Source organism: Luteimonas sp. RC10, assembly GCF_014192745.1.
Taxonomy (GTDB): domain Bacteria; phylum Pseudomonadota; class Gammaproteobacteria; order Xanthomonadales; family Xanthomonadaceae; genus Luteimonas.
In genome coordinates, this window is sequence record NZ_JACHYJ010000003.1 from 301,400 (window position 1) to 325,220 (window position 23,821).

Here is a 23,821-nt window from a genome sequence, read left to right on the forward strand (position 1 = left end):
GCCGCCGTGCCTGCCTGACCGGCATCGCGCAGCGCGACACGGCGCAACGGAGCAAGGAGTCAACGATGAAACTGGAATGGGTGATGTGGCTGGCCTCCGTGCTGCCACCGCCGGCCGCCGATTCGCTCTGTCTGAGCACGACGGTCTATCTCGAAGCCCGCGACCAATCGGTCCGCGGACAGGAAGCCGTCGCTGAAGTCGCATTGCGCCGGCAGGAAAGCGGGCTGTGGGGCGACTCGATGTGCGAGGTGGTCACCGCGCGCAAGCAGTTCGCACCGACTATCCTGTCGCCTCAGACCCGGCTGGCGAACACCAACGCGTGGACCCGGGCGGTCAACGTGGCCCTGGCCTCGGAGCGCAACTGGTCGCTGCCGCGCGCCGAGCGCCGCGAGATCGTGCCCGGCGCGAGTCACTTCATGGCCCACGGCATCGCCGCCCCCGCCTGGCGCCATGCGCCACCGGTCGCGACGATCGGCGACCACACGTTCCTGCGCGTCCAACCGCTGCGTCCCCAGCCCGCTGCCCCCACGGCGACGACCGCCCGGGGTTGAGGTTTGCCGCCGCTCGCGCTGGGCGCATGATGGCCGCCCGTCCCGAGTCCGGAGGTTGCATGCTCACGCTCTACACCAAGCCCGGCGCCTGTTCGCTGGCCGACCACATCGCGCTGCGCTGGATCGGCACGCCGTTCGACGTGCGCGTCGTCGACGCGACTTTGATGAAGGCGCCGCCCTTCCTGGCGCTCAATCCCGCCGGCGCAGTCCCGGTGCTGGTCGATGGCGACTGGGTACTGACTCAGAACGCGGCCATCCTGAACTACCTGGCCGACCGCTTTCCCGAAGCCGGGCTGGGCGGTGACGGCACACCTGAGGGCCGGGCCGAGGTCAATCGCTGGCTCGGACTGCTCAATGCCGACCTGCACCCCGCGTTCCACCCGCTGTTTGGCAGCACCAAGTACCTCGACGATCCCGACGCCATCGATCGCACGCGCAAGCAGGCCATGCAGAAGATCCGCGGCCTCTATGAACGCCTTGATGCGCAGTTCGAAGGTCGCGACTTCCTCGCCGGCGCCCGCTCGATCGCCGACCCCTACCTGTTCGTGACCCTGCAATGGGCCAAGCGCCTGAAGCTCGACCTGGGCGGCCTCGACCGCCTGCAGGCCTTCGATGCGCGGATGCTGGCCGATCCAGGCGTGCGCGCCGCCCTGGCGGCCGAGGGCATTCTCTAGCCTCCGGCCCTGGTGCTGCCCGGGGTCAGCCGGGCAGCGTGTCGGCGGGCACGCGGACCGCACCGTCCATCAACACCCGCGCCGAGCGCGACATGATCGCCCTGGCCACTGTCCAGCGGCCATCGACCTGCACCGCTTCGGCGCCGACCCGCAGGGTGCCCGACGGGTGCCCGAAGCGCACCGAGGTGCGCGCGCCGCCGCCGGCCGCGTCGCTGACCAGCGTGCCGGGAATCGCGGCGGCCGTGGCGATCGCGACGGCCGCCGTGCCCATCATCGCGTGATGCAACTTGCCCATCGACAGCGCGCGTACCAGCAGGTCGATGTCGCCCGCAGCGATCGCCTTGCCGCTCGACACCACGTGATCGCGCGGCGGCGCCACGAACGCGACCTTGGGCGTGTGCTGGCGCTTGGACGCCTCGGCGAGATCGCCGATGAGCCCCATGCGCAGCGCGCCGTGGGCGCGGATCGTCTCGAACATCGCCAGCGCTTTCGCGTCGCCGTTGATCGCGTCCTGCAACTCGCTGCCGGTGTAGCCGATCGCTGCGGCGTCGATGAAGATCGTCGGAATGCCGGCATTGATCATCGTCGCACGCAGCGTGCCGATGCCCGGGACCTGGAGATCGTCGACGAGGTGGCCGGTCGGGAACATCGCACCGCCGCCCTCCCCTTCGCCCTCGTCGGCGGGATCGACGAACTCCAGCACGATCTCGGCCGCCGGAAAGGTCACCCCGTCGAGTTCGAAATCGCCGGTCTCCTGCACCTGACCGCCGGCGACCGGCACGTGGACCACGATGGTCTTGCCGATGTTGGCCTGCCACACGCGCACCGCGACGGTGCCGTCTTCGGGGATGCGCGCAGGATCGACGAAGCCGTTGGCGATCGCGAACGGGCCGACCGCCGTGCTCAGGTTGCCGCAGTTGCCGCTCCAGTCGACGAATGCGCTGTCGATCGCCACCTGGCCATAGAGGTAGTCGACGTCGTGATCGGGCCGCGTGGACTTCGAAATGATCACGCACTTGCTGGTCGACGACGTCGCGCCACCCATGCCGTCGGTGTGCTTGGCATACGGGTCGGGAGATCCGATCACCCGCATCAGCAGCGCATCGCGCGCCGCGCCCGGCACCTGCGCCGCGGCCGGCAGGTCCTCGAGCCGGAAGAACACGCCTTTGGACGTGCCGCCGCGCATATAGGTGGCGGGGATGCGGAGTTGGGGGGCGTAGGTCATGTCGTTCGCTCGCTCTGTCTTGGCTTGTCTCCCCTCTCCCCTTGTGGGAGAGGGGTCGGGGGAGAGGGGCGCTTCCCGCAACGCGTTCCAAATCGCTTCGAACACCGACTCGGGACGCTTGAGGATGTCGTCATTCCAGAAGCGCAGGACCCGGAAGCCCTGCTCATTCAACCACGCGTCGCGAACTGCGTCTTTCGGCGAATCGGCGTGCTGGCTGCCGTCCGCCTCGACGATCAGGCGTGCACCGAAATGCACGAAGTCCACGACGTACGGACCGATCGGCTGCTGACGGCGGAACTTCTGTCCATCGAATCGGTGGGCGCGGAGATGACGCCAAAGCACGTGCTCGGCTTCGGTCATGTTTCGACGCAATTGTCTGGCAAACGCGCGTTGATCCATGCCCCCTCTCCCCAACCCCTCTCCCGCTAGGGGAGAGGGGCTTTGATCCTGCGATTCATGTGTCCCTGCGGAGTCCTACGCTTGTCTCCCCGCTCCCCTGCGGGAGTACGTGCCCGCCGGGGTAGAGGGGTCGGCGGAGAGGGCGCCTCATGCCGCTTTGTTGGATTCCAGGAAATCCTGCGCGAAGCGCTGCAGCACGCCGCCGGCTTCGTAGATCGAGACTTCTTCGGCGGTGTCGAGACGGCAGGTCACCGGGACCGCGAGCTGTGTGCCGTCCTTGCGATGGATCGCCAGGGTCAGCATCGCGCGCGGAGTGCGCTCGCCGATCACATCGAAGGTCTCGGTGCCGTCGATGCCCAGGGTCAGCCGTGTGGTCCCGGGCTGGAACTCCAGCGGCAGCACGCCCATGCCGATCAGGTTGGTGCGATGGATGCGCTCGAAGCCTTCGGCCACGATCGCCTCCACGCCGGCCAGGCGCACGCCCTTGGCGGCCCAGTCGCGCGAGCTGCCCTGGCCGTAGTCCGCACCGGCGACGATGATCAGCGGCTGGCGCCGCGCCATGTAGGTCTCGATCGCCTCCCACATGCGCACGACCTGGCCCTCGGGTTCGATCCGCGCCAGCGAGCCCTGCTTGACCTGGCCGTCGACCACGGCCATCTCGTTGATCAGCTTCGGATTGGCGAACGTCGCCCGCTGCGCGGTCAGGTGGTCGCCGCGGTGGGTGGCGTAGGAATTGAAGTCCTCTTCCGGCACGCCCATCTTCGCCAGATATTCCCCGGCCGCGCTGCTGGCCAGGATCGCGTTGGACGGCGACAGATGGTCGGTGGTGATGTTGTCGCCCAGCACCGCCAGCGGACGCATGCCGCGCAGCGTACGCTCGCCGGCCAATGCGCCCTCCCAGTACGGCGGGCGCCGGATGTAGGTGCTCATCGGCCGCCAGTCGTACAGCGGCGCAACGCGCTCGCCGGTATCGACGTGCAGCTTGAACATCGGTCCGTAGACGCTGCGGAACTGCTCGGGCTTGACGCTGGCCTTGACCACCGCGTCGATTTCCTCGTCGCTTGGCCAGATGTCCTTGAGCGTGACCGCATGGCCGTCGGCGTCGATCCCGAGCACATCCTGTTCGATGTCGAAGCGCACGGTGCCGGCGATCGCGTAGGCGATCACCAGTGGCGGCGAGGCCAGGAACGCCTGCTTGGCGTAGGGATGGATGCGGCCGTCGAAGTTGCGGTTGCCGCTGAGCACGGCGGTGGTATAGAGATCGCGATCGATGATCTCCTGCTGGATCGCCGGATCCAGCGCGCCGCTCATGCCGTTGCAGGTGGTGCAGGCGAACGCGACGATGCCAAAGCCCAGCTGCTCGAGCTCGGGCAGCAGGCCGCTTTCACGCAGATACAGCTCGACCGCCTTCGATCCGGGCGCCAGCGAGCTCTTGACCCACGGCTTGCGCAGCAGACCGCGCGCGTTCGCATTACGCGCCAGCAGGCCGGCCGCGATCACGTTGCGCGGATTGGAAGTGTTGGTGCAGCTGGTGATCGCCGCGATGATCACCGCGCCATCGGGCATCTTGCCCTCAAGCGGCATCTCCCACGCGCCGGCGATGCCGTTGGCGGCGAGGTCACGGGTGGCGACCCGCTTGTGCGGATTCGAGGGGCCGGCCATGTTGCGCACCACGCTCGACAGATCGAAGTGCAACGCGCGCTCGTACTGCGCGCCCTCGAGCGCATCGGCCCACAGGCCGGCCGCCTTGGCGTAGGTTTCCACCAGCTGCACCTGGGCATCGTCGCGGCCGGTCAGGCGCAGATAGTCGAGCGTGTTGTCGTCGATGAAGAACATCGCCGCGGTCGCGCCGTACTCGGGCGCCATGTTGGAGATCGTCGCGCGGTCGCCGATGGTCAGTGCAGCGGCGCCCGGGCCGCGGAACTCCAGATACGCGCCGACCACTTTCGACTTGCGCAGGAACTCGGTCAGCGCCAGCACCACGTCGGTCGCGGTGATGCCCGGGCCCGGCCGGCCCGCCAATTCCACGCCGACGATCTCGGGCGTGCGCATCCACGACGCGCGCCCGAGCATGACGTTCTCCGCTTCCAGCCCGCCGACCCCGATCGCGATGACCCCCAGCGCATCGACATGCGGCGTATGGCTGTCGGTGCCCACGCACGTGTCGGGAAACGCGACGCCACGCCCTTGTGCGGCGTGCTGGGTGTAGATCACCGGCGACATCTTCTCCAGGTTGATCTGGTGCATGATCCCGTTGCCCGGCGGAATCACCTCGACGTTGCGGAACGCACGCTTGGTCCAGTCGATGAAGTCGAAACGGTCGGCATTGCGCCGGTCCTCGATCGCCCGGTTCTTGGTGAACGCATCAGGGTCGAAGCCGCCGCACTCCACCGCCAGCGAGTGATCGACGATCAACTGCACCGGCACCACCGGATTGACCTTGGCCGGGTCGCCGCCCTGCTCGGCGATCGCGTCGCGCAGGCCCGCCAGATCCACCAGCGCGGTCTGGCCGAGGATGTCGTGACAGACCACGCGCGCCGGATACCACGGGAAATCGAGGTCGCGACGCAGCTCGATCAACTGCCGCAATGCATCGTCGAGCAGCGCCGGATCGCAGCGCCGCACAAGGTTCTCGGCATGTACCCGAGCGGTGTAGGACATGCGGGCGTAGGCGCCGGGCGACAGCGCCTCGACCGCCTCGCGCGCGTCGAACCAGTCGAGGTCGGTACCGGGAAGGGGCTTGCGGTGCTGGCTGTTCATGGCTGGCTGCTTCGAAGAAGGACGTTGACATGCCCTTCCCCCGCTTGCGGCGCATTGCGCCCTTCAAGGGGGGAAGGTGCCGAAGGCGGATGGGGCGCTTACTTGCGCTCGGCCAGCGGTACGAACGGCTGGTCCTCGGGACCGGTGTAGTGCGCGCTCGGGCGGATGATCTTGCCGTCGATCCGCTGTTCGATGACGTGCGCGCTCCAGCCCGCGGTGCGGGCGATGACGAACAGCGGGGTGAACATCGCCGTCGGCACGCCCATCATGTGGTAGCTCACCGCGCTGAACCAGTCCAGGTTGGGGAACATCTTCTTGATGTCCCACATCACCGTCTCCAGGCGCTCGGCGATGTCGTACATCTTGCGGCTGCCGACCTCGTCGGACAGTTCCCGCGCGACGTCCTTGATGACCACATTGCGCGGATCGCTGACGGTGTAGACCGGGTGGCCGAAGCCGATGATCACTTCCTTCTTCTCCACGCGCGCCCGGATGTCGGCCTCGGCCTCGTCCGGCGTGTCGTAGCGCTTCTGCACTTCGAACGCGACTTCGTTGGCGCCGCCGTGCTTGGGCCCGCGCAGCGCGCCGATGCCGCCGGCGATGCACGAATACAGGTCGCTGCCGGTGCCCGCGATCACGCGGCTGGCGAACGTCGAGGCGTTGAACTCGTGCTCGGCGTAGAGGATCAGCGAGGTATGCATCGCCCGGACCCACGACTCGCGCGGCGGAACGCCGTGCAGCAGATGCAGGAAATGCCCGCCGATCGAGTCGTCGTCGGTCTCCACGTCGATGACCCGGCCGTTGTGGCTCCAGTGGTACCAGTACAGCAGCATCGAGCCGAGGCTGGCCATCAGCTTGTCGGCGATGTCGCGTGCACCCGGATGGTTGTGGTCATCTTTCTCGGGCAGCACGCAGCCGAGCACCGACACGCCGGTGCGCATGACGTCCATCGGATGCGCCGACGGCGGCAGTTCTTCCAGTGCCGCCTTGACCGCCGCCGGCAGGCCGCGCAGCGACTTGAGCTTGGCCTTGTAGCCACGCAGCTCGGCCTCGTTGGGCAGCTTGCCGTGGACCAGCAGATAGGCGATTTCCTCGAACTCGCTAGTGCGCGCGAGGTCGAGAATGTCGTAGCCGCGGTAGTGCAGGTCGTTGCCGCTGCGGCCGACCGTGCACAGCGCGGTGTTGCCGGCGGCGGTGCCGCTCAGCGCGACGGACTTCTTCGGCTTGAAGCCGGGGGCGGTGGTGGCGGTGGTCTCGCTCATCTGGGATCTCCGGTGAATGCCTGGATGGATCGCTTACTGCTTGTTGGATGCGAACAGCGCGTCGAGCCGCTGCTCGAAGGCGTGGTAGCCGATGCGCTCGTAGAGTTCCTCGCGGGTCTGCATCGCATCGACGACATTCTGCTGGTGACCGTCGCGGCGCACCGCGGCGTAGACGTTTTCGGCCGCCTTGTTGGCCGCGCGGAACGCCGACAGCGGGAACAACTGGATGGCGACGCCGGCGGAAGCCAGCTCGTCGCGCGTGAACAACGGCGTCTTGCCGAACTCGGTGATGTTGGCCAGCACCGGCACCTTCACCGCATCGACGAACCGCCGATAGGTCTCCAGATCGTAGGCGGCCTCGGCGAAGATGCCGTCGGCGCCAGCCTCGACGCAGGCGATCGCGCGTTCGATCGCGGCCTCCACGCCGTCGACCTGGATCGCATCGGTGCGCGCGATCAGGAAGAAATCGGGATCGGTCTTGGCATCGGCCGCTGCCTTGACCCGGTCGACCATCTCGCCCTGCGACACGATCTCCTTGCCCGGCCGATGGCCGCAGCGCTTGGCGCCGACCTGGTCCTCGATATGGCAGGCCGCAGCGCCCGCCTTGATCAGCGACTTGACCGTGCGTTCGATGTTGAACGCGCTCGGCCCGAAGCCGGTGTCGATGTCGACCAGCAACGGCAGATCGCAGACATCGGTGATCCGGCGCACGTCGATCAGCACGTCCTCGAGCGTGTTGATGCCCAGATCCGGCAGGCCGAGCGAACCCGCGGCGACGCCGCCGCCCGACAGGTAGATCGCCTGGAATCCGGCGCGCTTGGCCAGCAGCGCATGGTTGGCGTTGATCGCACCGATCACCTGCAACGGCGATTCGGCGGACAGGGCGGCGCGGAACCGGGCGCCAGCGGACAGGATGCTCATCGATGCGACTCCGGGACTGCGGTGTACCGCGACGACGCACAATCTGGCACTCTGCGACTGGTTGATCAATCTTGATCGAATCAATCAATACATCGGAATTCACCGTGAATCAGAACGATGGCGATCTGATGTCTGCCGCCGAGGCCTGCGCGGCACTGGGCATCAGCACCGCGACCCTGTATGCCTATGTCAGCCGCGGCCTGCTGGAATCGCGTCCCGGGCCGGACCACCGCAGCCGCGTCTATCTGCGCCAGGACGTGGAGCGCCTGGGCCAGCGCAAGCGTGCCGGACGCGGCGCGGCCCGCGGCGCGGCGCAGAGCCTCGACCGCGGCCTGCCGGTGATGGAGACGCGGATCTCGCTGATCCGGCCCGACAGCCCCTATTACCGCGGGCGCTCGGCGGTGGCGATGGTCGAGGCCGGGGCGACGCTCGAGGACACGGCGCGATGGCTCTGGGACTGCGGCGACAGCGACCCGTTCGATGCCGCCGTCGCCCCCTGGCCGGCGCGCGTCGCCGCCATCGCCGGCGATGCGACGCTGCCGCCGATCGAACGTGCGATGGCGGTCCTGCCGCTGCTCGCGCCCGACCTGCGACATTCGCTGAGCGCGGCACCGGCCGCCAAGCGCGGCATCGCGGCGACCCTGCTGCGGCAGAACGCGGCGCTGCTGGTCGCAGGCCAGCCCGATGCGCGGCCCGTCCACGTGGTGCTCGCGGACGCCTGGCGGCCGGGCGATGCGGTCTTCGCGGATCTGGTCCGGACCGCCCTGGTGCTGTGCGCCGATCACGAACTCAATGTCTCGGCGTTTGCCGCGCGTGTGGTCGCCTCCACCGGCGCGCACCTGCATGCCACGGTCTGCGCAGGCCTGGCGGCGCTGTCGGGGCCGCGCCACGGCGGCGCGACCGCGCGTGCACATGCGCTGATGCGCGAAGCCTGCGATGCGCCCTCGCCGGCCGGCTACATCGCCGAGCGCTGGCAGCGCGGCGACGACCTGCCCGGCTTCCATCATGCGCTGTATCCCGACGGCGACCCGCGCGCGGCGCATGTGCTCGCGCGGCTGCGCGCCACGTGCGGCGACACGCCGCGGATGCGCCAGGTCGAGGCGGTCATCGCCGCGGCCGCCGAGACCAGCGGTCGACCGCCCAACATCGACGGCATGCTGGCGGCGATCTGCTTCGTCCACGACCTGCCGGCGACCCCTGCACTGGCGATGTTCGCCGCCGGGCGACTGTCGGGCTGGCTGGCGCACGCGCTGGAACAGCAGGCACTGGGTCGACTGATCCGCCCCCGTGCGCGCTACACCGGCGTCGAGCCGGAGTGAGCGCACTGCGGCCGGGGCTGACCCCGGCCGCACGCCGCTTCAACGTCGAAGAAAGAGCGCGGCCAGGCTCATCCGGCATCGGCGCCGCGTGCGAGCACCCGGCGCACCTCCTCCAGCGCGTTCGGATCGTCCAGGGTCGACAGGTCGCCCGGGTCGCGCGATTCGGCCAAGGCCTGCAACGAGCGCCGCAGCAGCTTGCCCGAGCGCGTCTTCGGCAGCGCACTGACCACGTACACACGCGCGGGCCGCGCGACGGCGCCGAGCTGGTCGGCCACCGTGCGCATCATCTCCCCGGCAGTGGCGTGCTGAGCCTGGGCATCGGATGCCGCCTGCTTGAGCGTCGCGAACACGATCGGCACCTGTCCCTTGATCTCGTCGGCCACGCCGATCACCGCAGCCTCGGCGACCGCCGGGTGGCTGGCCACCGACTCCTCGATCTCGCGTGTCCCCAGGCGGTGGCCGGCGACATTGATGACATCGTCGGTGCGCCCGAGGATGAAGGTGTAGCCGTCCTCGTCCTGGATCGCCCAGTCCAGCGAGCTGTAGACCAGCGCCTTGAAATGCGAGAAGTAGCTCGACACAAAGCGCGCATCGTCGTTCCACACCGTGGTCATACAGCCCGGCGGCAACGGTGGCTGGATCACCAGCACGCCCTTGGTGCCCGGCGGCACCCGCTCGCCGGTCGCCTCGTCGATCACGCGCAGATCGTATCCAGGCATCGGCAGCCCGGGCGAGCCGAACTTCACCGGCTTCATTTCGACGCCGGGCATCAGCGCCAGCACCGGCCAGCCGGTCTCGGTCTGCCAGTAGTTGTCGATGATCGTCGTGCCGCCCAGGCCTGTGTTGATCCAGCTTGCGGTCGGCTCGTCGAGCGGCTCGCCGGCCAGAAACAGATACCGCAGCGCCGACAGGTCGTACTGGCGCAGGAACTTCGGGTCCTGCTTCTTCAGCACGCGGATCGCGGTGGGCGAGGAGAACATCGTACGCACGCCATAGTCGGCGCAGATCTTCCACCAGATACCCGCGTCGGGCGCCGTCGGCAGGCCTTCGTAGAGGATCGCGGTGGCGCCGGCGATCAGCGGACCGTAGACGTTGTAGGAGTGGCCGACCGCCCAGCCGACGTCGGAGGTCGAGAACATCGCCTGGCCCGGACGCACGTCGTAAATCGCCCACATCGACAGCGCCATCGCGACCGCATAGCCGCCGACGTCGCGCTGCACGCCCTTGGGCTTGCCGGTCGTGCCCGAGGTGTAGAGCAGGTAACTGGGTTCGTTGGATTCCAGCCATGCGACCGGCACGTCGGTCCCGGCATGCGCCGCACGCAGTGTGGCGTAGTCGACGTCGCGCCCCTCGACCCGCGACCCGCCAGGCGCGAGCCCACGGTCGACGATCAGCACGCGCGGCGGCGGCGAGGTCGCTTGCGCCAGGGCCGCATCCACCAGTGGCTTGTAGGGAATGACCTTGCCGCCGCGGCTGCCGGCATCGGCCGCGATCAGCAGCGCAGGCTTGGCGTCATCGATGCGCAGCGCGAGGTTGTGCGCCGCGAAGCCGCCGAAGACCACCGAATGCACCGCACCGATGCGTGCGCAGGCGAGCATTGCGAACACCGCCTCGGCCATGTTGGGCATGTAGATGACCACGCGATCGCCGCGCCCGACGCCAAGCGCGACCAGGACCGCGGCGAAGTCGACGACCTCGCGATGCAGTTGGCGATAGCTGAGCTCGCGCGTTTCGCCGGTCTCGGTCGAGATCGCCACCAGCGCAAGCCGATCGCCGCCGGTCTCGAGATGGCGGTCGACCGCGTTGTAGCAGAGATTGGTCAGGCCACCGACGAACCACTTGCGAAACGGCGGCTTCGAATCATCCAGGATTCGCTCGGGTGCCTTGTGCCAGTGGATCGCCTGCGCCTGCTCGCCCCAGAAACCTTCGGGGTCTTCGATGGAGCGGCGATGGAAGTCGTCGTAACGCATGGCCCTGCCTACGGATGGGAGGATCCCGAAGGCTAGACCGTGGAGCACGCCGGCCGCGCTACGACGTTGGTCTAGTGCGCGCGCATCCGCCGCCTGGCAACCGCCCGGATCGCGCTGTTGCGGCGCATCGCGCAGCGTTGCACTGCCGGGCAGACGCCGCCTGCGGCGGATGCGACAAGGCCGGCCCGAGGGCCGGTCTTGCGAGACACACGACGGTGCCGGTCAGCCCAGCAGGTGGGCGACGCCCGACCGCTCTTCCTCGAGCTCGGCCAGGGTCTTGTCGATCGCCTTCTGGCTGAAATCGTCGATCGGCAGGTCGCGGACGATCGTGTACTCACCGTTCTGCGTGGTCACCGGGAAGCCGAAGATCACGCCCTCGGGGATGCCGTAGGACCCGTCGGAGGGAATGCCCATCGTGGTCCACTTGCCGTTGGAACCGAGCACCCAGTCACGCACGTGATCGATGGCGGCGTTGGCGGCCGAGGCGGCCGACGACAGGCCACGGGCCTCGATGATCGCCGCGCCACGCTTGCCGACCTGCGGGATGAAGGTCTCGGCGTTCCAGGCGTCGTCGCCGATCTTGTCCTTCAGCGACGCGCCGCCGACGGTCGCAAAGCGGTAATCGGGGTACATGGTCGGGCTGTGGTTGCCCCAGACGATCAGCTTCTCGATCTCGCCCACGGCCACGCCGGCCTTGGTCGACAGCTGGCTCAGTGCGCGATTGTGGTCCAGGCGCAGCATCGCGGTGAAGTTCTTGGCCGGCAGGTCGGGCGCGGACTTCATCGCGATGTAGGCATTGGTGTTGGCGGGGTTGCCGACGACCAGCACCTTGACGTCGCGCGAGGCGACCTTGTTCAGCGCGGCGCCCTGGGCGGTGAAGATCTTGGCGTTCTCCAGCAGCAGGTCCTTGCGCTCCATGCCCGGGCCGCGGGGACGCGCACCGACCAGCAGCGCGATGTCGGCGTCCTTGAACGCGACTTCCGGATCGTCGGTGCCGATGGTGCCGGCCAACAGCGGGAACGCGCAGTCCTCCAGCTCCATGATCACGCCCTTGAGCGCGGCCTGCGCCTTGTCGATCGGCAGTTCGAGCAGCTGCAGGATCACCGGCTGGTCCTTGCCCAGCATCTCGCCGGAGGCGATCCGGAACAGCAGCGCATAGCCGATCTGGCCGGCGGCGCCGGTCACGGCAACACGGACGGGCTTCTTCATCGTCAATCCTCTCGTATCAAGTCGAACGGTTACGTGGGTGGGGGCGAACCGGGCGGCGGTACCGTCGGCTCAGGTCAATTCCGCGAAGAACTCGCGGATGCGGGTCAGCCCAGGCAGCAGTTGCGCCTCCGGGCAGGTGTAGCTGATACGCAGCGCCCGCGGCTCGCCGAAGGCCGAGCCGGGCACGCAGGCCACGCCTTTGGCCTCGAGCAGCGCATTGCACAGGTCGACGTCGTTGTCGATGCGCAGCTGCCCATGCGACTTGCCGAACGCGACGCTGATGTCGGGAAACACGTAGAAGGCGCCGGCAGGCTTCGGGCAGACCACGCCCGGAATCTCCGCCAGCGCGGCCATCACCACGTCGCGACGCGCCTGGAACTCGGCGCACTTGGCCCTGGGCACGTCCTGGGGCCCGGACAGCGCGGCAACCGCAGCCGCGGTCACGACTTCCGGCACGTTGGTGATGTGATTGGAGTTCATCGTCGCAAACGCGGTCGCCACGCGCTCGGGACCGGCCAGCAGGCCGACGCGCCACCCCGGCATGCCGTAGGTCTTGGACAAGGAGTCGACGAAGATCGTGCGCTCGCGCAGTTCGGGGCGCGCCTGCGTGACGTGGTGGTAGCCGATGCCGTCGAACACCATCGCGTTGTAGATGTCGTCGGTGACGATCCAGGTGTCGGGATGGCGCGCCATCACGTCCGCCAACGCGGCGATCTCGCCTTGCGTGTAGACCATGCCGGTCGGGTTGGACGGGTTGTTGAACAGGAAGACCTTGGGCCGTTGCGCCAGTGCGGCGTCGAGCTGGGCCGGCGTCAGCTTGTAGTCCTGTTCCGGCGGGCACGGCAGCAGCCGGATGTCGGCGCCGACGATCTGCGCGATGTCGAGATAGGTCGTCCAGTACGGCGTGGCGAACGCGAACCCGTCGCCTTCGTCCAGCAGCACTTCGGCCAGCGTGTAGAGGATGTGCTTGGCGCCGATGCCGCTCGCGCAGTGGGCGCGCGTATAGCCCAGCAGGCCGATGCGGTCGAGATGGTCGATGAAGGCGTCGAGCAGCGCATCGCCGCCCCGGTTGCTGCCGTACTGGCCGCTGTCGCGCTCGAGCGCGTCGCGCGCGGCGGCGTAGACGTGCGGGCCGGGCAGGAAGTTCGGCACGCCGATCGAGAAGCTGATGATGTCCCGCCCCTCGGCCTTCAGGCGCTTGGCCTTCTCGGCGACCTGCATGATGGCGCTGGGCTTGGCGCGACCGGTGCGCGCAGCGAGCTGGAGCATCGCACAACCTCGTTTGGGGAGGGCTGGCCGGCAGCTGGAGAGCGGTTTTTCCGGCGCGAAATGGTATCACGGCGCCCCGTTGCGACCGCGCCATGCGGCCGTCCTGCCGGCTGCACGCGCGGTGCGCGGGCGTCAGGCCCGGGCATTGGCGCCTACAGATAGTCCAGCACGTCGCCCAGGTCGTAGTTCTCGTCGAAGTAGGCTTGCCACTTTGCGTAGACCTCGCGCAGGCAGGCCGGCGTGGTGCAGGCGTCGAGTTGCTGGACCACCACCGCCGCGGTGCGGTCGCCGTCGGGGTAGCGCGCCGACAGCTCGACCAGTTGCGCGTGCAGGTTGCGGTCGAGCGCGGCGAAGTCATCGTGGTTGCAGGCGAGCGTCGCCCGCAGGCTGCCCTGGGCGGCATCGGTGTCGCAGGTCACCGCGGGAACGCGGTCGGCCTGCGAGACGGCGAGCGTGATCTCCTGACGATCGCGCGGGGTAAGGCGGCGCACGAAGCCCAGTTCCTCGGTCTGCCCCTGCGCCCAGGTCAGGCGCAAGGTGAAGCCGTCGGCAGCCTCATCGCGCACTTTGCGCCATGTGGCGGTCTCGTCGGGCCCGTCTTGACGGTCGATGCGGAAGGCCAGGGTCTGGTTGTCGAGGTCCACGTCCTCGACCGTGCCGTCGAGCCAGGCCCCGTCGCGCAGCATCCGCAGGCCCGCGCCGGCCTGGTATTCGATGGCGTAGACCGTCTGCGCATCGTCGCCCTGCGCGCCGCCGGTGCTCCAGATGCCCTCCAGGCTCTGCTCGAACGCCGGGTCCTGGGGCTGCGATGCCGCTGGGGACGGTGTGGACGGGGCCAATTGCGCGCCCTCGGACGGGCGCTCGCATGCGACCAGGCCCAGCAGCAGGGCCGGCAGCAGCGCGAGGGATCGCAGGCGGACAGGCGATGTCATTGGCGTCCCTCGGCAGCAGGCAGGCCGGCGATGCGCCGGCCTGCCGATTGCATCACGCCGCGAGGGTCTTGTTCCACTCCGCCACGCGATCGGCCTTGGCGGCCAGCACGGCCTCGGCGTCGCCTTCGATCTTCACAGACTTGATGACGTCGCCCTGCTTGATCGCGTCCACCACGTCCAGGCCCTGCGTGACCTTGCCGAACACGGTGTGCTTGCCGTCCAGCCAGTCGGTCTTGATGTGGGTGATGAAGAACTGGCTGCCGTTGGTGTTGGGACCGGCATTGGCCATCGACAGCACGCCGCGTTCATGCTTGACGCCATTGTTCGTTTCATCTTCGAAACGATACCCTGGGCCGCCGCGGCCCGAGCCCTCGGGGCAGCCGCCCTGGACCATGAAGTCGGCGATGACGCGGTGGAAGTTCAGCCCGTCGTAGAAGCCGCGCTTGGCCAGGTTGACGAAGTTGGCGACGGTCAGCGGGGCCTTGTCGGCGAACAGCTCGACCTGGATCTGGCCACGGTCGGTATCGAATACGGCGTGCAGGGACATCGGTGCATCCTGGGTTGGGGTGGTCCGACAGGCTGGATGCGGCCCCAATGGCCGATTTCAAGCCGCCTGTCGCGCGCGGCGCGCGACAGGGTATGATAGCCGGCTTCCTCCACTGCCCTAGCGCGCCAGGTCAAAGCCAGGTGCGGCCTTGCCCATGTCTCTCGAACGCCTGCGCAACATCGCCATCGTCGCCCACGTCGACCACGGCAAGACCACCCTCGTCGACCAGCTGCTCAAGCAGTCGGGCACCCTGTCCGAACGCACCGTGCTCGCTGAGCGCGTGATGGACAGCAACGACCAGGAAAAGGAGCGTGGCATCACGATCCTGGCCAAGAACACCGCCATCAACTGGCAGGGCAACCGCATCAACATCGTCGACACCCCCGGACACGCCGACTTCGGCGGCGAGGTCGAGCGCGTGCTGTCGATGGTCGACTCGGTGCTGATCCTGGTCGACGCGATGGACGGGCCGATGCCGCAGACCCGCTTCGTGACCCAGAAGGCGTTCGCGATGGGCTTCAAGCCGATCGTCGTCGTCAACAAGATCGACCGCCCCGGCGCGCGCCCCGACTGGGTCATCGACCAGGTGTTCGACCTGTTCGACAAGCTCGGCGCGACCAACGAGCAGCTCGACTTTCCGATCGTCTACGCCTCGGCGCTGCACGGTTACGCGAGCCTGGACGACAGCGTCCGCTCGGGCGACATGACCCCGCTCTACGAGGCGATCATGCAGCACGTGCCGGCCCCCGAAGTCGACATTGACGGCGCGTTCCAGATGCGCATCAGCCAGCTCGACTACAACAACTTCGTCGGCCTGATCGGCATCGGCCGCATCCAGCGCGGCAAGCTGAAGAAGAACATGCCGGTGAGCGTCGTCGACCGCGAAGGCAAGAAGCGCCAGGGCAAGGTCGTGCAGGTGCTGGGCTTCCTGGGCCTGGAGCGCGTGGAAGTCGAGGAGGCCCAGGCCGGCGACATCGTCGCGATCGCCGGCGTGCAGGATCTGTCGATCTCCGACACGGTCTGCGCGCTGGACACCCCCGAGGCGCTGCCGGCACTGACCGTCGACGAGCCGACGATCTCGATGACCTTCCAGGTCAACAACTCGCCGTTCGCCGGCAGCAAGGAGCACAGCGGCGGCAAGTTCATCACCAGCCGCCAGATCCGCGAGCGCCTGGAGCGCGAGACGCTGCACAACGTCGCGCTGAAGGTCGAGGAGACCGCAGACGCCGACAAGTTCCTGGTCTCGGGCCGCGGCGAGCTGCACCTGTCGGTGCTGATCGAGAACATGCGCCGCGAGGGCTACGAGCTGGCCGTGTCGCGCCCGGAAGTGATCATCAAGGAGATCGACGGCCAGCTGATGGAGCCGGTCGAGCAGCTCGTGGTGGACATCGAAGAGCAGCACCAGGGCGGCGTGATGGAGAAGCTCGGCACCCGCAAGGCCCAGCTCAAGAACATGGAGCCCGACGGCAAGGGCCGCGTGCGCCTGGACTACATGATCCCGGCGCGCGGTCTGATCGGCTTCCAGAACGAGTTCAAGACCCTGACCCAGGGCTCGGGTCTGCTGTTCCACGTCTTCGACCACTACGGTCCGAAGGAGACCGGCCCGATCGCCAAGCGCAACAACGGCGTGATGATCGCCAATGCGCCAGGCATGACGCCGGCCTACTCGCTCGGCCCGCTGGAAGAACGCGGCCGGCTGTTCGCGGCCGAAGGCGACAACGTCTACGAGGGCCAGTTGGTCGGCATCCACTCCAAGGACAACGACCTGACGGTCAACGTCATCAAGGGCAAGCCGCTGACCAACGTCCGCGCCTCGGGCAAGGACGACGCGATCAAGCTGACCCCGGCGCTGAAGTACTCGCTGGAACAGGCGCTGGATTTCATCGAGGACGACGAGTTGGTCGAAGTCACCCCGAAGGAAATCCGTCTGCGCAAGAAGCTGCTGACCGAGAGCGACCGCAAGCGCGCCTCCCGCGCCGCGTGAGCCAGGCGCTGTTCCCGGGTTGGCGGCCCGACACCGCCGGTCGGGCGGCGCTCGCGACGCTGTCGCAACGCCTGCAGGAGGCGCGTCCATCGGACGCGCCTTCTTTGCAACTGCGGCGCGCCGATCAATGGCATGCCACGCTCTGCTTCATCGGCCACGACGTCGGCCATCTCGCAACGCCCGCGCTGCTCGATGCGTTCGCAGCGGCTGCCGCCCACATCCCGCCGCACACGTGCGATCTCGAACGTCTTGTCTACTGGCGTCAGTCGGGAGCGGTCGTCGCGTTGCCGCACAACTGCTTGGCCCTGCAGGCGCTGTGCGATGCGACGCGTGATGCGATCCGCCGCTGCGGCATCACGCCGGCGCAGGTGACGACCCAACCGCATGTGACCCTGGCCTATCTGCCGAAGGGACTCGACGCGCAGCCCTGGCTCGACGCGGTCGACTGCGACATCGGTCCGCTGACGGTCGACACCTTCGAACTGCTGTTCAATCCCGGTGGTCGCTACGAAGCGCTCGGCAGTTGGCCGCTGACCGGCGCTCCCCTGCCCCCGCCGCCGCGCCAGGATGCGTTGTTCTGATGGCCGATGACCTCACCCCTGCACACAACGGCCTGCGCGCGATCGCACTGTTCGAGGCCGGCAAGGGCGTCATCGCCTTGCTCGTCGCCGGCGGCCTCGCAGCAATCGGGCCCGATGCGCTGCAGCATCAGGTTGAGCGCGTGCTCGCGCGGTTTGGCGCGAATGCCGATCGCTTCGGCACGGATCTGCTTGACGCGATCACACCGCAGACGCTGCATATCGCGATTGCCGTCGCGCTGATCTATGCGGCCATGCGCCTGCTCGAAGCCTGGGGCCTGTGGTGGCACCGGGCGTGGGCCTCGTGGCTCGGCGTCATCGGCGCGGCCGCGTATCTGCCGTTCGAGATCTACGCGCTCTGGCACCACCCCGACTGGATGACCTGGGGTGTGTTCCTGCTCAATCTGCTGATCGTGTTGGTGCTGGCCCGCGATCTGTACCGGCGGCGTGCGGGCGGCTGAAGCAACCTCGCAGCGCGGACTGATTGCTGCGGCCGCGTCCCGCACTGGACTTCGGAAACAGCGTTGCGCCGGCCGGGGGTTACTCCTCGGCTCGGCAGCCATCCATGGCTGACTCGCCGCCGCGGGCCATCCATGGCCCGCTCTGCGCAACCCCCGGCCGGCACAACGCACTGCGGCTTGAAGGTCGCGACTTCTATCGAGCGGGCGATGCACTTGTTCGGACGAAGGCGCGATCTGAAAGTTCGAGGCAGCGGACTGGCGGCCGGTGGTCGCGCCGAGCGCGCCATGGATGGCGCGCGCCCGAGTCAAGGCAGGATGCCTTGACCGAGGGAAAAGCGGCTTCCGGCCGGCAGGCCGATGCCCGCCCGGAGCCAGCTCGACTTGCAGCCGCCAACGCGACTCATCCCGCCGCGCGCCCGACCTGCGCATGCTTGCGCACGATCAGCATCGCCGTCTCCAGCGCCTGCTCGTAGTTGAGCCGCGGGTCGACCTGGCTCTTGTAGGCGCGCTCCAGATCGACCTCGGTCAGCGCCCGCGCGCCGCCCATGCACTCGGTGACGTCCTCGCCGGTCAGCTCCAGATGCACGCCCCCTAAGCGGGTCCCGGCCGCGGCATGCAGGTCGAACGCCTGCTCGATCTCGCTGCGGATGTTGTCGAAGCGCCGGGTCTTGAAGCCGTTGTGGGTCGACTCGGTGTTGCCGTGCATCGGGTCGCAGATCCACAGCACGCGACGGCCGGAGCGCTTCACCGCTTCGAGCAGCGCCGGCAGGCGCTCGGCGATCTTGGTCGCGCCCATGCGATGGATCAGACTCAGGCGGCCCGGTTCGTCGTCGGGATTGAGCAGCTCGATCAGGCGCAGCAGTTCGTCGGGGGTCGAGGTCGGGCCGACCTTGACCCCGATCGGATTGCGCAGGCCGCGGAAGTATTCGACATGCGCGCCGTCGAGCGCTGCGGTACGCACGCCGATCCAAGGGAAATGCGTGCTGAGATTGAACCAGCCCCACTGGCGCGGCACCTGGCGCGTCTGTGCCTCCTCGTAAGGCAGCAGCAGCGCTTCGTGCGAGGTGTAGAAATCGACACGCTTGAGCGTGTGCACCTGGGTGCCGGCCAGGGTTTCCATGAAACGCACCGCATCGCCGAGTCCCGAGACCATGCGCTGATACTCCTCGGCCAGCGGCGAATGCCCCACCCAATCCAGCCCCCAGTACTCGGGGTGATGCAGATCGGCAAAACCACCATCGATCAACGAGCGGACGAAGTTCATCGTCATCGCCGAGCGCGCGTGCGCCTTGATCATGCGGCGCGGATCCGGGGTCCGCGCCTGCGCGGTGAACGCCGGTGCATTGACCACATCGCCGCGATAACTCGGCAAGGCGACGCCATCGCGCACCTCGGTGTCGGCCGAGCGCGGCTTGGCGTACTGGCCTGCGAACCGGCCGACCCGCACCACCGGCAGGCGCATGCCGTGCACGAGCACCAGGCTCATCTGCAGCAGCACCTTCAGGCGGTTGGAGATGATCTCCGACGTGCAGTCGCCGAAGTGCTCGGCGCAATCGCCGCCCTGCAACACGAAGCGCTGGCCGTCCTGGGCTTCGGCCAACTGCTGCTTCAGGCTCAGGATCTCCCAGGAGGTCACCAACGGCGGCAATGCACGGAGCTCGGCCTGCACTTCGCCCAGCGCCTCGGCATCGGGATACACCGGCAACTGCGCGGCGGGACGGCTGCGCCAGCTCTCGGGGGTCCAGTCTTCGGGCAGGGTCACAGGGCGCAGACTGCGTTCGGCGGAAGCGGGCATCGGAACATCCTCGTGCGAGCGCACATCATCGCAGCTTGCTGCGCTGCGTCAATTTCGGCTGCGCGAACGCGTGTTGCGCTGTGGGCGCCACGCGGCATACACCGCGACCGCACCCAGCAACACGAACCACAGCAGGCTCCAGGCGGGCATCGACAGGCCCAGCAAGGTCCAGTCGATCGTGCCGCAATCGCCGCTGCCGGTCAGGACCTTCTGGATCAGGGTCGGCGTGTCCATGGTCTGGCGCATGAAGGCGAATGGCGCGCCGCAGCTCACGAAGCCCGGCGGATGCATCTGCAGCCAGACATGCCGCCCGGCGATGCCGATGCCGACCGCAGCGGCGGCCAGACCCAGCACGCCATAGACGCGCCGCCCGCCCTGCCCCTTGGGCGCATGCACCCCGGCGATCAGCAACACCAGGCCAAGCGCCGCGAACGCGATGCGCTGGAAGATGCACAAGGGGCATGGCTGCAATCCCCACTGCAACTGCGAGTAGATCGCAAAGCCGATCAGCGCAAAGCAGGCAACACCGCCGACGAGCATCAGAGTGCGGAACGACCAGCGCAGTGGATTCATGGACATGGGCCAGAAAGAGAGACGACGATTATCCCGCCGCAGCGGCGAAAGCCAAAGGCCTGCTGCGCAAGGCACCCGACCTTGGGCACCCGAGCGCATCCCAGACGCAGAAAACCCCGGCCTGGGCCGGGGTCTCTGGAAGACACGGATCGGGCGATGCCCGACCGGTCGGAATCACTCGGCCGCGTCGGCCTGCGGGCGATCGACCAGCTCGACATAGGCCATCGGCGCGTTGTCGCCGGCGCGGAAGCCCGCCTTCAGGATGCGCAGGTAGCCACCCGGACGCGACTGGTAGCGCGGCCCCAGCGTCGTGAACAGGGTGCCGACCGCTTCCTTGTCGCGCAGACGCGCGAACGCCAGGCGGCGGTTGGCGACGCCATCGACCTTGGCCAGCGTGATCAGCGGCTCGGCGACGCGGCGCAGTTCCTTGGCCTTGGGCAGGGTGGTCTTGATCAGTTCGTTCTTGATCAGCGAGGCGGCCATGTTGCGGAACATCGCTTCGCGATGGGCGCTGGTGCGGTTGAACTTGCGACCGGCTTTCTGGTGGCGCATGGGATGGATCCTTCAGTGGAATGGTGGGTCGTTGGACATCGTTGTCGCCATCCTGGCGTTGTGGCTTGGACTGCGGGTGGTCCGAAAAAACCGGTGATCCGTCACCGGCGATCGCCGCGGGCTTCGAAGCCCGTCTGGCGATGTGCGAAAGGCGCGTCCTGCGAGGACGCGCCTTCCACGTGTTGCATCAGCCAAGCATGCCGTGGCTGGAGACGCCGGCCGGCGGCCAGTTCTCGAGCTTCATGCCCAGGGCCAGGCCGCGCTGCGCGAGCACTTCCTTGATCTCGGTGAGCGACTTCTTGCCCAGGTTCGGGGTCTTGAGCAGCTCGACCTCGGTCTTCTGGATCAGGTCGCCGATGTAGTAGATGCTCTCGGCCTTGAGGCAGTTGGCCGAACGCACCGTCAGCTCCAGATCGTCGATCGGGCGCAGCAGGATCGGATCGACGCCCGGGGTCTGCGGCTTGGCGGCGCCGCGGTCGCGGTGCGTGAAGTCGCCGAACACCGACAACTGCTCGGTGAGGATGTCGGCGGCGGTGCGCACGGCTTCCTCGGCATCGATCGTACCGTTGGTCTCGATATCGATGACCAGCTTGTCGAGGTCGGTGCGCTGCTCGACGCGAGCGGCCTCGACCTCATAGGCGACGCGGCGGACGGGCGAGAACGACGCATCGAGCATCAGACGACCGATCGCACGGGTCTCCTCGTCGGGACGACGACGGGCGGCGGCCGGCTGGTAGCCGAAACCGCGCTCGATCTTCAGGCGCATGTTGATCGACGCATCCTTGGTCAGATGGCAGATCACGTGCTCGCCGTTGAGGATCTCGACGTTGTGGTCGGTCTTGATGTCGGCAGCAGTCACCACGCCCGGACCCGACTTCGACAGCGACAGCGTCGCGCTCTCGCCGGTGCCCATGCGGATCGCGACGTCCTTCAGGTTCAGCAGGACTTCGAGCACGTCCTCCTGCAGGCCCTCGATGGTGCTGTACTCGTGCAGCACGCCGTCGATCTCGACTTCGGTGATCGCGAAGCCCGGAATCGACGACAGCAGCACGCGACGCAGGGCGTTGCCCAGCGTATGCCCGTAACCGCGCTCCAGCGGCTCGATCACGACCTTTGCACGGTTGCCGGCAAGGCGTTCGATCTGCGGGCCACGGGGACGCAGTACCTGGTTGGCGGTAGCCGTCATGTTTGTGTGTCTCCTGGAGACCGTCCGCGCCGGGGGGCGCGGAGGCCTGAATGAATTACTTCGAGTACAGCTCGACGATCAGCGCTTCGTTGATGTCCGCCGGCAGGTCGCCACGATCGGGCACTGCCTTGAACACACCACTGAACTTCTTCGAGTCGACCTCGACCCACGACGGCGACAGGTCCATCGACGAGGAGACGGTCAGAGCCTCCTGGACGCGGAGCTGCTTCTGGGCCTTCTCCGACAGCGCGATCGCGTCGCCGGCCTTGACCTGGTACGACGGCAGATTGACCGGCTGACCGTTGACCGTGACGCCGCGGTGCGACACCAGCTGGCGCGCGGCCGGGCGGGTGACGGCGAAGCCCATGCGGTAGACGACATTGTCGAGGCGGGTCTCGAGGAGCTGCAGCAGGTTTTCACCCGTGTTGCCCTTCTTGGTCGAGGCCTTCTTGTAGTAGTTGCGGAACTGACGCTCCAGCAGACCGTAGATACGCTTGACCTTCTGCTTCTCGCGCAGCTGAGTGGCGTAGTCGGACAGCTTGCCGCGACGGGTGTTGCCGGCGCCGTGCTGGCCGGGCTTCTGCTCGAGCTTGCACTTGGAATCCAACGCGCGCGTCGGGCTCTTGAGCGACAGGTCGGCGCCTTCGCGGCGCGCGAGCTTACAGGTAGGACCGATATAACGAGCCATTTCTTGATCGCTCCTTTAGACGCGACGCTTCTTCGGCGGACGGCACCCGTTGTGCGGGATTGGCGTCACGTCGATGATGTTGATGATCTTGTAGCCCACGTTGTTGAGCGAACGCACGGCCGACTCACGACCCGGACCCGGGCCCTTGATGCGAACTTCCAGCGACTTGACGCCGTAGTCGAGCGCGGCCTTGCCGGCCTTCTCGGCAGCCACCTGGGCTGCGAACGGGGTCGACTTGCGCGAACCGCGGAAGCCGGCACCGCCGGAGGTCGCCCACGAGAGCGCATTGCCCTGGCGGTCGGTGATCGTGACGATCGTGTTGTTGAACGAAGCGTGGACATGCGCGATGCCGTCGGTGACGACGCGCTTGATCTTCTTCTTGGTCTTGGTTGCGGACGGCTTGGCCATGAATAGGATTCCTTACTTCTTGATGGCCTTGCGCGGACCCTTGCGGGTACGAGCATTGGTCCGGGTGCGCTGGCCGCGCAGCGGCAGGCCGCGACGATGGCGCAGGCCGCGGTAGCACGACAGGTCCATCAGACGCTTGATCGCGATACCGACCTCACGACGCAGGTCGCCCTCGACCACGAACTTGCCGACTTCGGCGCGCAGGCGCTCGACTTCCGGCTCCGACAGGTCGCGGATCTTGGTGGTGGCCTCGACGCCCGCGGATTCGCAGACCTTCTTCGACCGGGTACGGCCGATGCCGTAGATGCTCTGAAGCCCGACCCAGACATGCTTCTGGGCAGGCAGGTTCACGCCTGCAATACGCGCCATGCGCGGATCTCCAACTGTTGGGGCTGCCGGGGGTTCAATCCCGACAAAAGGGAACATGAAATGATAGCAAGGCCTCGGACAGCTTGCAGTCGCGCCCCGAACAAGCGGCTCGACCCGGCATGGGGAGTGTGCCCATGCTCCGGCGACGGTACCGGGGCGGCAACCGGGGACGACTCCCCGAAAGCCCCG

General features: G+C 67.7%; 22 protein-coding genes and 1 pseudogene. 6 read left to right on the plus strand and 17 right to left on the minus strand.

The genetic code is table 11. From position 1 onward, the window contains the following. Positions 1–65: 65 nt before the first annotated feature. Positions 66–551, plus strand: coding sequence for a cell wall hydrolase (locus FHW73_RS08265; RefSeq protein ID WP_183426225.1), 486 nt, complete (start codon positions 66–68; stop codon positions 549–551). Positions 552–610: 59 nt separating this feature from the next. Next, positions 611–1,225: a glutathione S-transferase N-terminal domain-containing protein gene (locus FHW73_RS08270; RefSeq protein ID WP_183426226.1), complete on the plus strand. Its 615-nt coding sequence runs from the start codon at positions 611–613 to the stop codon at positions 1,223–1,225. A 25-nt stretch (positions 1,226–1,250) separates the two neighbouring features. Here the strand turns inward: FHW73_RS08270 and prpF are convergent, their stop codons facing one another. From prpF to prpB, 5 genes and pseudogenes are all read right to left on the minus strand, one after another. Beyond that, positions 1,251–2,450: a 2-methylaconitate cis-trans isomerase PrpF gene (prpF, locus tag FHW73_RS08275; RefSeq protein ID WP_221187490.1), complete on the minus strand. Its 1,200-nt coding sequence runs from the start codon at positions 2,448–2,450 to the stop codon at positions 1,251–1,253. A gap of 90 nt (positions 2,451–2,540) precedes the next feature. Beyond that, positions 2,541–2,849 (minus strand): annotated as a pseudogene (locus FHW73_RS17365) (DUF559 domain-containing protein); the annotation flags it as partial. Between the two features lie 147 nt (positions 2,850–2,996). Next, on the minus strand, positions 2,997–5,609 hold the full coding sequence (gene acnD / locus FHW73_RS08280; protein WP_183426228.1) for a Fe/S-dependent 2-methylisocitrate dehydratase AcnD: 2,613 nt from the start codon (positions 5,607–5,609) through the stop codon (positions 2,997–2,999). Between the two features lie 98 nt (positions 5,610–5,707). Next, the gene (gene prpC / locus FHW73_RS08285) at positions 5,708–6,871 is read right to left on the minus strand and encodes a 2-methylcitrate synthase (RefSeq protein ID WP_183426229.1); all 1,164 of its coding nucleotides are present in this window, start codon (positions 6,869–6,871) and stop codon (positions 5,708–5,710) included. A gap of 33 nt (positions 6,872–6,904) precedes the next feature. Further along, positions 6,905–7,792 carry a methylisocitrate lyase gene (gene prpB / locus FHW73_RS08290; RefSeq protein WP_183426230.1) on the minus strand — a complete coding sequence of 296 codons (888 nt, stop codon included), beginning with the start codon at positions 7,790–7,792 and terminating at the stop codon, positions 6,905–6,907. A gap of 104 nt (positions 7,793–7,896) precedes the next feature. Here prpB and FHW73_RS08295 point away from each other — a divergent pair, with 104 nt between their 5' ends. Further along, the gene (locus FHW73_RS08295) at positions 7,897–9,111 is read left to right on the plus strand and encodes a citrate synthase family protein (RefSeq protein ID WP_345776164.1); all 1,215 of its coding nucleotides are present in this window, start codon (positions 7,897–7,899) and stop codon (positions 9,109–9,111) included. Positions 9,112–9,179: 68 nt separating this feature from the next. On the opposite strand, the gene prpE is transcribed toward FHW73_RS08295, so the two are convergent. The 5 genes from prpE to FHW73_RS08320 all read right to left on the minus strand — a co-directional run bounded on the left by prpE (position 9,180) and on the right by FHW73_RS08320 (position 15,038). Beyond that, positions 9,180–11,081, minus strand: coding sequence for a propionate--CoA ligase (gene prpE / locus FHW73_RS08300; RefSeq protein ID WP_183426231.1), 1,902 nt, complete (start codon positions 11,079–11,081; stop codon positions 9,180–9,182). Between the two features lie 222 nt (positions 11,082–11,303). Next, positions 11,304–12,290: a malate dehydrogenase gene (locus tag FHW73_RS08305; protein WP_183426232.1), complete on the minus strand. Its 987-nt coding sequence runs from the start codon at positions 12,288–12,290 to the stop codon at positions 11,304–11,306. A gap of 69 nt (positions 12,291–12,359) precedes the next feature. After that, positions 12,360–13,559 carry an aminotransferase class I/II-fold pyridoxal phosphate-dependent enzyme gene (locus FHW73_RS08310; protein WP_183426233.1) on the minus strand — a complete coding sequence of 400 codons (1,200 nt, stop codon included), beginning with the start codon at positions 13,557–13,559 and terminating at the stop codon, positions 12,360–12,362. A gap of 152 nt (positions 13,560–13,711) precedes the next feature. After that, positions 13,712–14,491: a hypothetical protein gene (locus FHW73_RS08315; protein ID WP_183426234.1), complete on the minus strand. Its 780-nt coding sequence runs from the start codon at positions 14,489–14,491 to the stop codon at positions 13,712–13,714. A 52-nt stretch (positions 14,492–14,543) separates the two neighbouring features. Then, a complete protein-coding gene (locus tag FHW73_RS08320; protein WP_183426235.1) occupies positions 14,544–15,038 on the minus strand; it encodes a peptidylprolyl isomerase in 495 nt (164 codons plus the stop codon). 154 nt (positions 15,039–15,192) lie between these two features. Here FHW73_RS08320 and typA point away from each other — a divergent pair, with 154 nt between their 5' ends. From typA to FHW73_RS08335, 3 genes are read left to right on the plus strand one after another with little or no spacing between them, the layout of a single operon-like run. Next, positions 15,193–17,022, plus strand: a complete 1,830-nt coding sequence (gene typA / locus FHW73_RS08325; protein ID WP_183426236.1) for a translational GTPase TypA — start codon at positions 15,193–15,195, stop codon at positions 17,020–17,022. After that, entirely contained in the window at positions 17,019–17,603 is a 585-nt protein-coding gene (locus tag FHW73_RS08330) for a 2'-5' RNA ligase family protein (protein ID WP_183426237.1), read from the plus strand. The genes typA and FHW73_RS08330 overlap by 4 nt, the downstream gene beginning before the upstream one ends. Beyond that, positions 17,603–18,061 (plus strand): DUF2127 domain-containing protein, encoded by a 459-nt coding sequence (locus tag FHW73_RS08335; RefSeq protein WP_183426238.1) that lies wholly within the window; start codon positions 17,603–17,605, stop codon positions 18,059–18,061. The genes FHW73_RS08330 and FHW73_RS08335 overlap by 1 nt, the downstream gene beginning before the upstream one ends. 400 nt (positions 18,062–18,461) lie before the next feature. Here FHW73_RS08335 and FHW73_RS08340 read toward each other — a convergent pair whose 3' ends face one another. The 7 genes from FHW73_RS08340 to rpsM all read right to left on the minus strand — a co-directional run bounded on the left by FHW73_RS08340 (position 18,462) and on the right by rpsM (position 23,632). After that, complete coding sequence (locus FHW73_RS08340) at positions 18,462–19,856, minus strand: 3-deoxy-7-phosphoheptulonate synthase class II (protein WP_183426239.1); 1,395 nt, start codon at positions 19,854–19,856, stop codon at positions 18,462–18,464. A 48-nt stretch (positions 19,857–19,904) separates the two neighbouring features. Then, positions 19,905–20,429 carry a disulfide bond formation protein B gene (locus tag FHW73_RS08345; protein ID WP_183426240.1) on the minus strand — a complete coding sequence of 175 codons (525 nt, stop codon included), beginning with the start codon at positions 20,427–20,429 and terminating at the stop codon, positions 19,905–19,907. A 174-nt stretch (positions 20,430–20,603) separates the two neighbouring features. After that, positions 20,604–20,981 carry a 50S ribosomal protein L17 gene (gene rplQ, locus FHW73_RS08350; RefSeq protein WP_183426241.1) on the minus strand — a complete coding sequence of 126 codons (378 nt, stop codon included), beginning with the start codon at positions 20,979–20,981 and terminating at the stop codon, positions 20,604–20,606. A 187-nt stretch (positions 20,982–21,168) separates the two neighbouring features. After that, on the minus strand, positions 21,169–22,167 hold the full coding sequence (gene rpoA, locus FHW73_RS08355; protein ID WP_047137621.1) for a DNA-directed RNA polymerase subunit alpha: 999 nt from the start codon (positions 22,165–22,167) through the stop codon (positions 21,169–21,171). Between the two features lie 55 nt (positions 22,168–22,222). Then, positions 22,223–22,855 carry a 30S ribosomal protein S4 gene (gene rpsD / locus FHW73_RS08360; RefSeq protein WP_183426242.1) on the minus strand — a complete coding sequence of 211 codons (633 nt, stop codon included), beginning with the start codon at positions 22,853–22,855 and terminating at the stop codon, positions 22,223–22,225. Positions 22,856–22,870: 15 nt separating this feature from the next. Continuing rightward, a complete protein-coding gene (gene rpsK / locus FHW73_RS08365; RefSeq protein ID WP_047137623.1) occupies positions 22,871–23,263 on the minus strand; it encodes a 30S ribosomal protein S11 in 393 nt (130 codons plus the stop codon). Positions 23,264–23,275: 12 nt separating this feature from the next. After that, positions 23,276–23,632, minus strand: a complete 357-nt coding sequence (gene rpsM, locus FHW73_RS08370) for a 30S ribosomal protein S13 (protein ID WP_183426243.1) — start codon at positions 23,630–23,632, stop codon at positions 23,276–23,278. Positions 23,633–23,821 lie beyond the last annotated feature (189 nt).

Bases quoted from the DNA above. Each gene is read 5' to 3' on its own strand.
- FHW73_RS08320 (WP_183426235.1), bottom strand. From the start codon at position 15,038: ATGTCCCTGCACGCCGTATTCGATACCGACCGTGGCCAGATCCAGGTC.
- rpsM (WP_183426243.1), bottom strand. From the start codon at position 23,632: ATGGCGCGTATTGCAGGCGTGAACCTGCCTGCCCAGAAGCATGTCTGG.
- FHW73_RS08340 (WP_183426239.1), bottom strand. From the start codon at position 19,856: ATGCCCGCTTCCGCCGAACGCAGTCTGCGCCCTGTGACCCTGCCCGAA.
- prpB (WP_183426230.1), bottom strand. From the start codon at position 7,792: ATGAGCATCCTGTCCGCTGGCGCCCGGTTCCGCGCCGCCCTGTCCGCC.
- rpoA (WP_047137621.1), bottom strand. From the start codon at position 22,167: ATGACGGCTACCGCCAACCAGGTACTGCGTCCCCGTGGCCCGCAGATC.
- rpsD (WP_183426242.1), bottom strand. From the start codon at position 22,855: ATGGCTCGTTATATCGGTCCTACCTGTAAGCTCGCGCGCCGCGAAGGC.
- FHW73_RS08335 (WP_183426238.1), top strand. From the start codon at position 17,603: ATGGCCGATGACCTCACCCCTGCACACAACGGCCTGCGCGCGATCGCA.
- typA (WP_183426236.1), top strand. From the start codon at position 15,193: ATGTCTCTCGAACGCCTGCGCAACATCGCCATCGTCGCCCACGTCGAC.
- FHW73_RS08265 (WP_183426225.1), top strand. From the start codon at position 66: ATGAAACTGGAATGGGTGATGTGGCTGGCCTCCGTGCTGCCACCGCCG.
- prpC (WP_183426229.1), bottom strand. From the start codon at position 6,871: ATGAGCGAGACCACCGCCACCACCGCCCCCGGCTTCAAGCCGAAGAAG.
- FHW73_RS08345 (WP_183426240.1), bottom strand. From the start codon at position 20,429: ATGAATCCACTGCGCTGGTCGTTCCGCACTCTGATGCTCGTCGGCGGT.
- FHW73_RS08310 (WP_183426233.1), bottom strand. From the start codon at position 13,559: ATGCTCCAGCTCGCTGCGCGCACCGGTCGCGCCAAGCCCAGCGCCATC.
- FHW73_RS08270 (WP_183426226.1), top strand. From the start codon at position 611: ATGCTCACGCTCTACACCAAGCCCGGCGCCTGTTCGCTGGCCGACCAC.
- prpF (WP_221187490.1), bottom strand. From the start codon at position 2,450: ATGACCTACGCCCCCCAACTCCGCATCCCCGCCACCTATATGCGCGGC.
- FHW73_RS08305 (WP_183426232.1), bottom strand. From the start codon at position 12,290: ATGAAGAAGCCCGTCCGTGTTGCCGTGACCGGCGCCGCCGGCCAGATC.
- rplQ (WP_183426241.1), bottom strand. From the start codon at position 20,981: ATGCGCCACCAGAAAGCCGGTCGCAAGTTCAACCGCACCAGCGCCCAT.
- prpE (WP_183426231.1), bottom strand. From the start codon at position 11,081: ATGCGTTACGACGACTTCCATCGCCGCTCCATCGAAGACCCCGAAGGT.
- rpsK (WP_047137623.1), bottom strand. From the start codon at position 23,263: ATGGCCAAGCCGTCCGCAACCAAGACCAAGAAGAAGATCAAGCGCGTC.
- FHW73_RS08315 (WP_183426234.1), bottom strand. From the start codon at position 14,491: ATGACATCGCCTGTCCGCCTGCGATCCCTCGCGCTGCTGCCGGCCCTG.
- acnD (WP_183426228.1), bottom strand. From the start codon at position 5,609: ATGAACAGCCAGCACCGCAAGCCCCTTCCCGGTACCGACCTCGACTGG.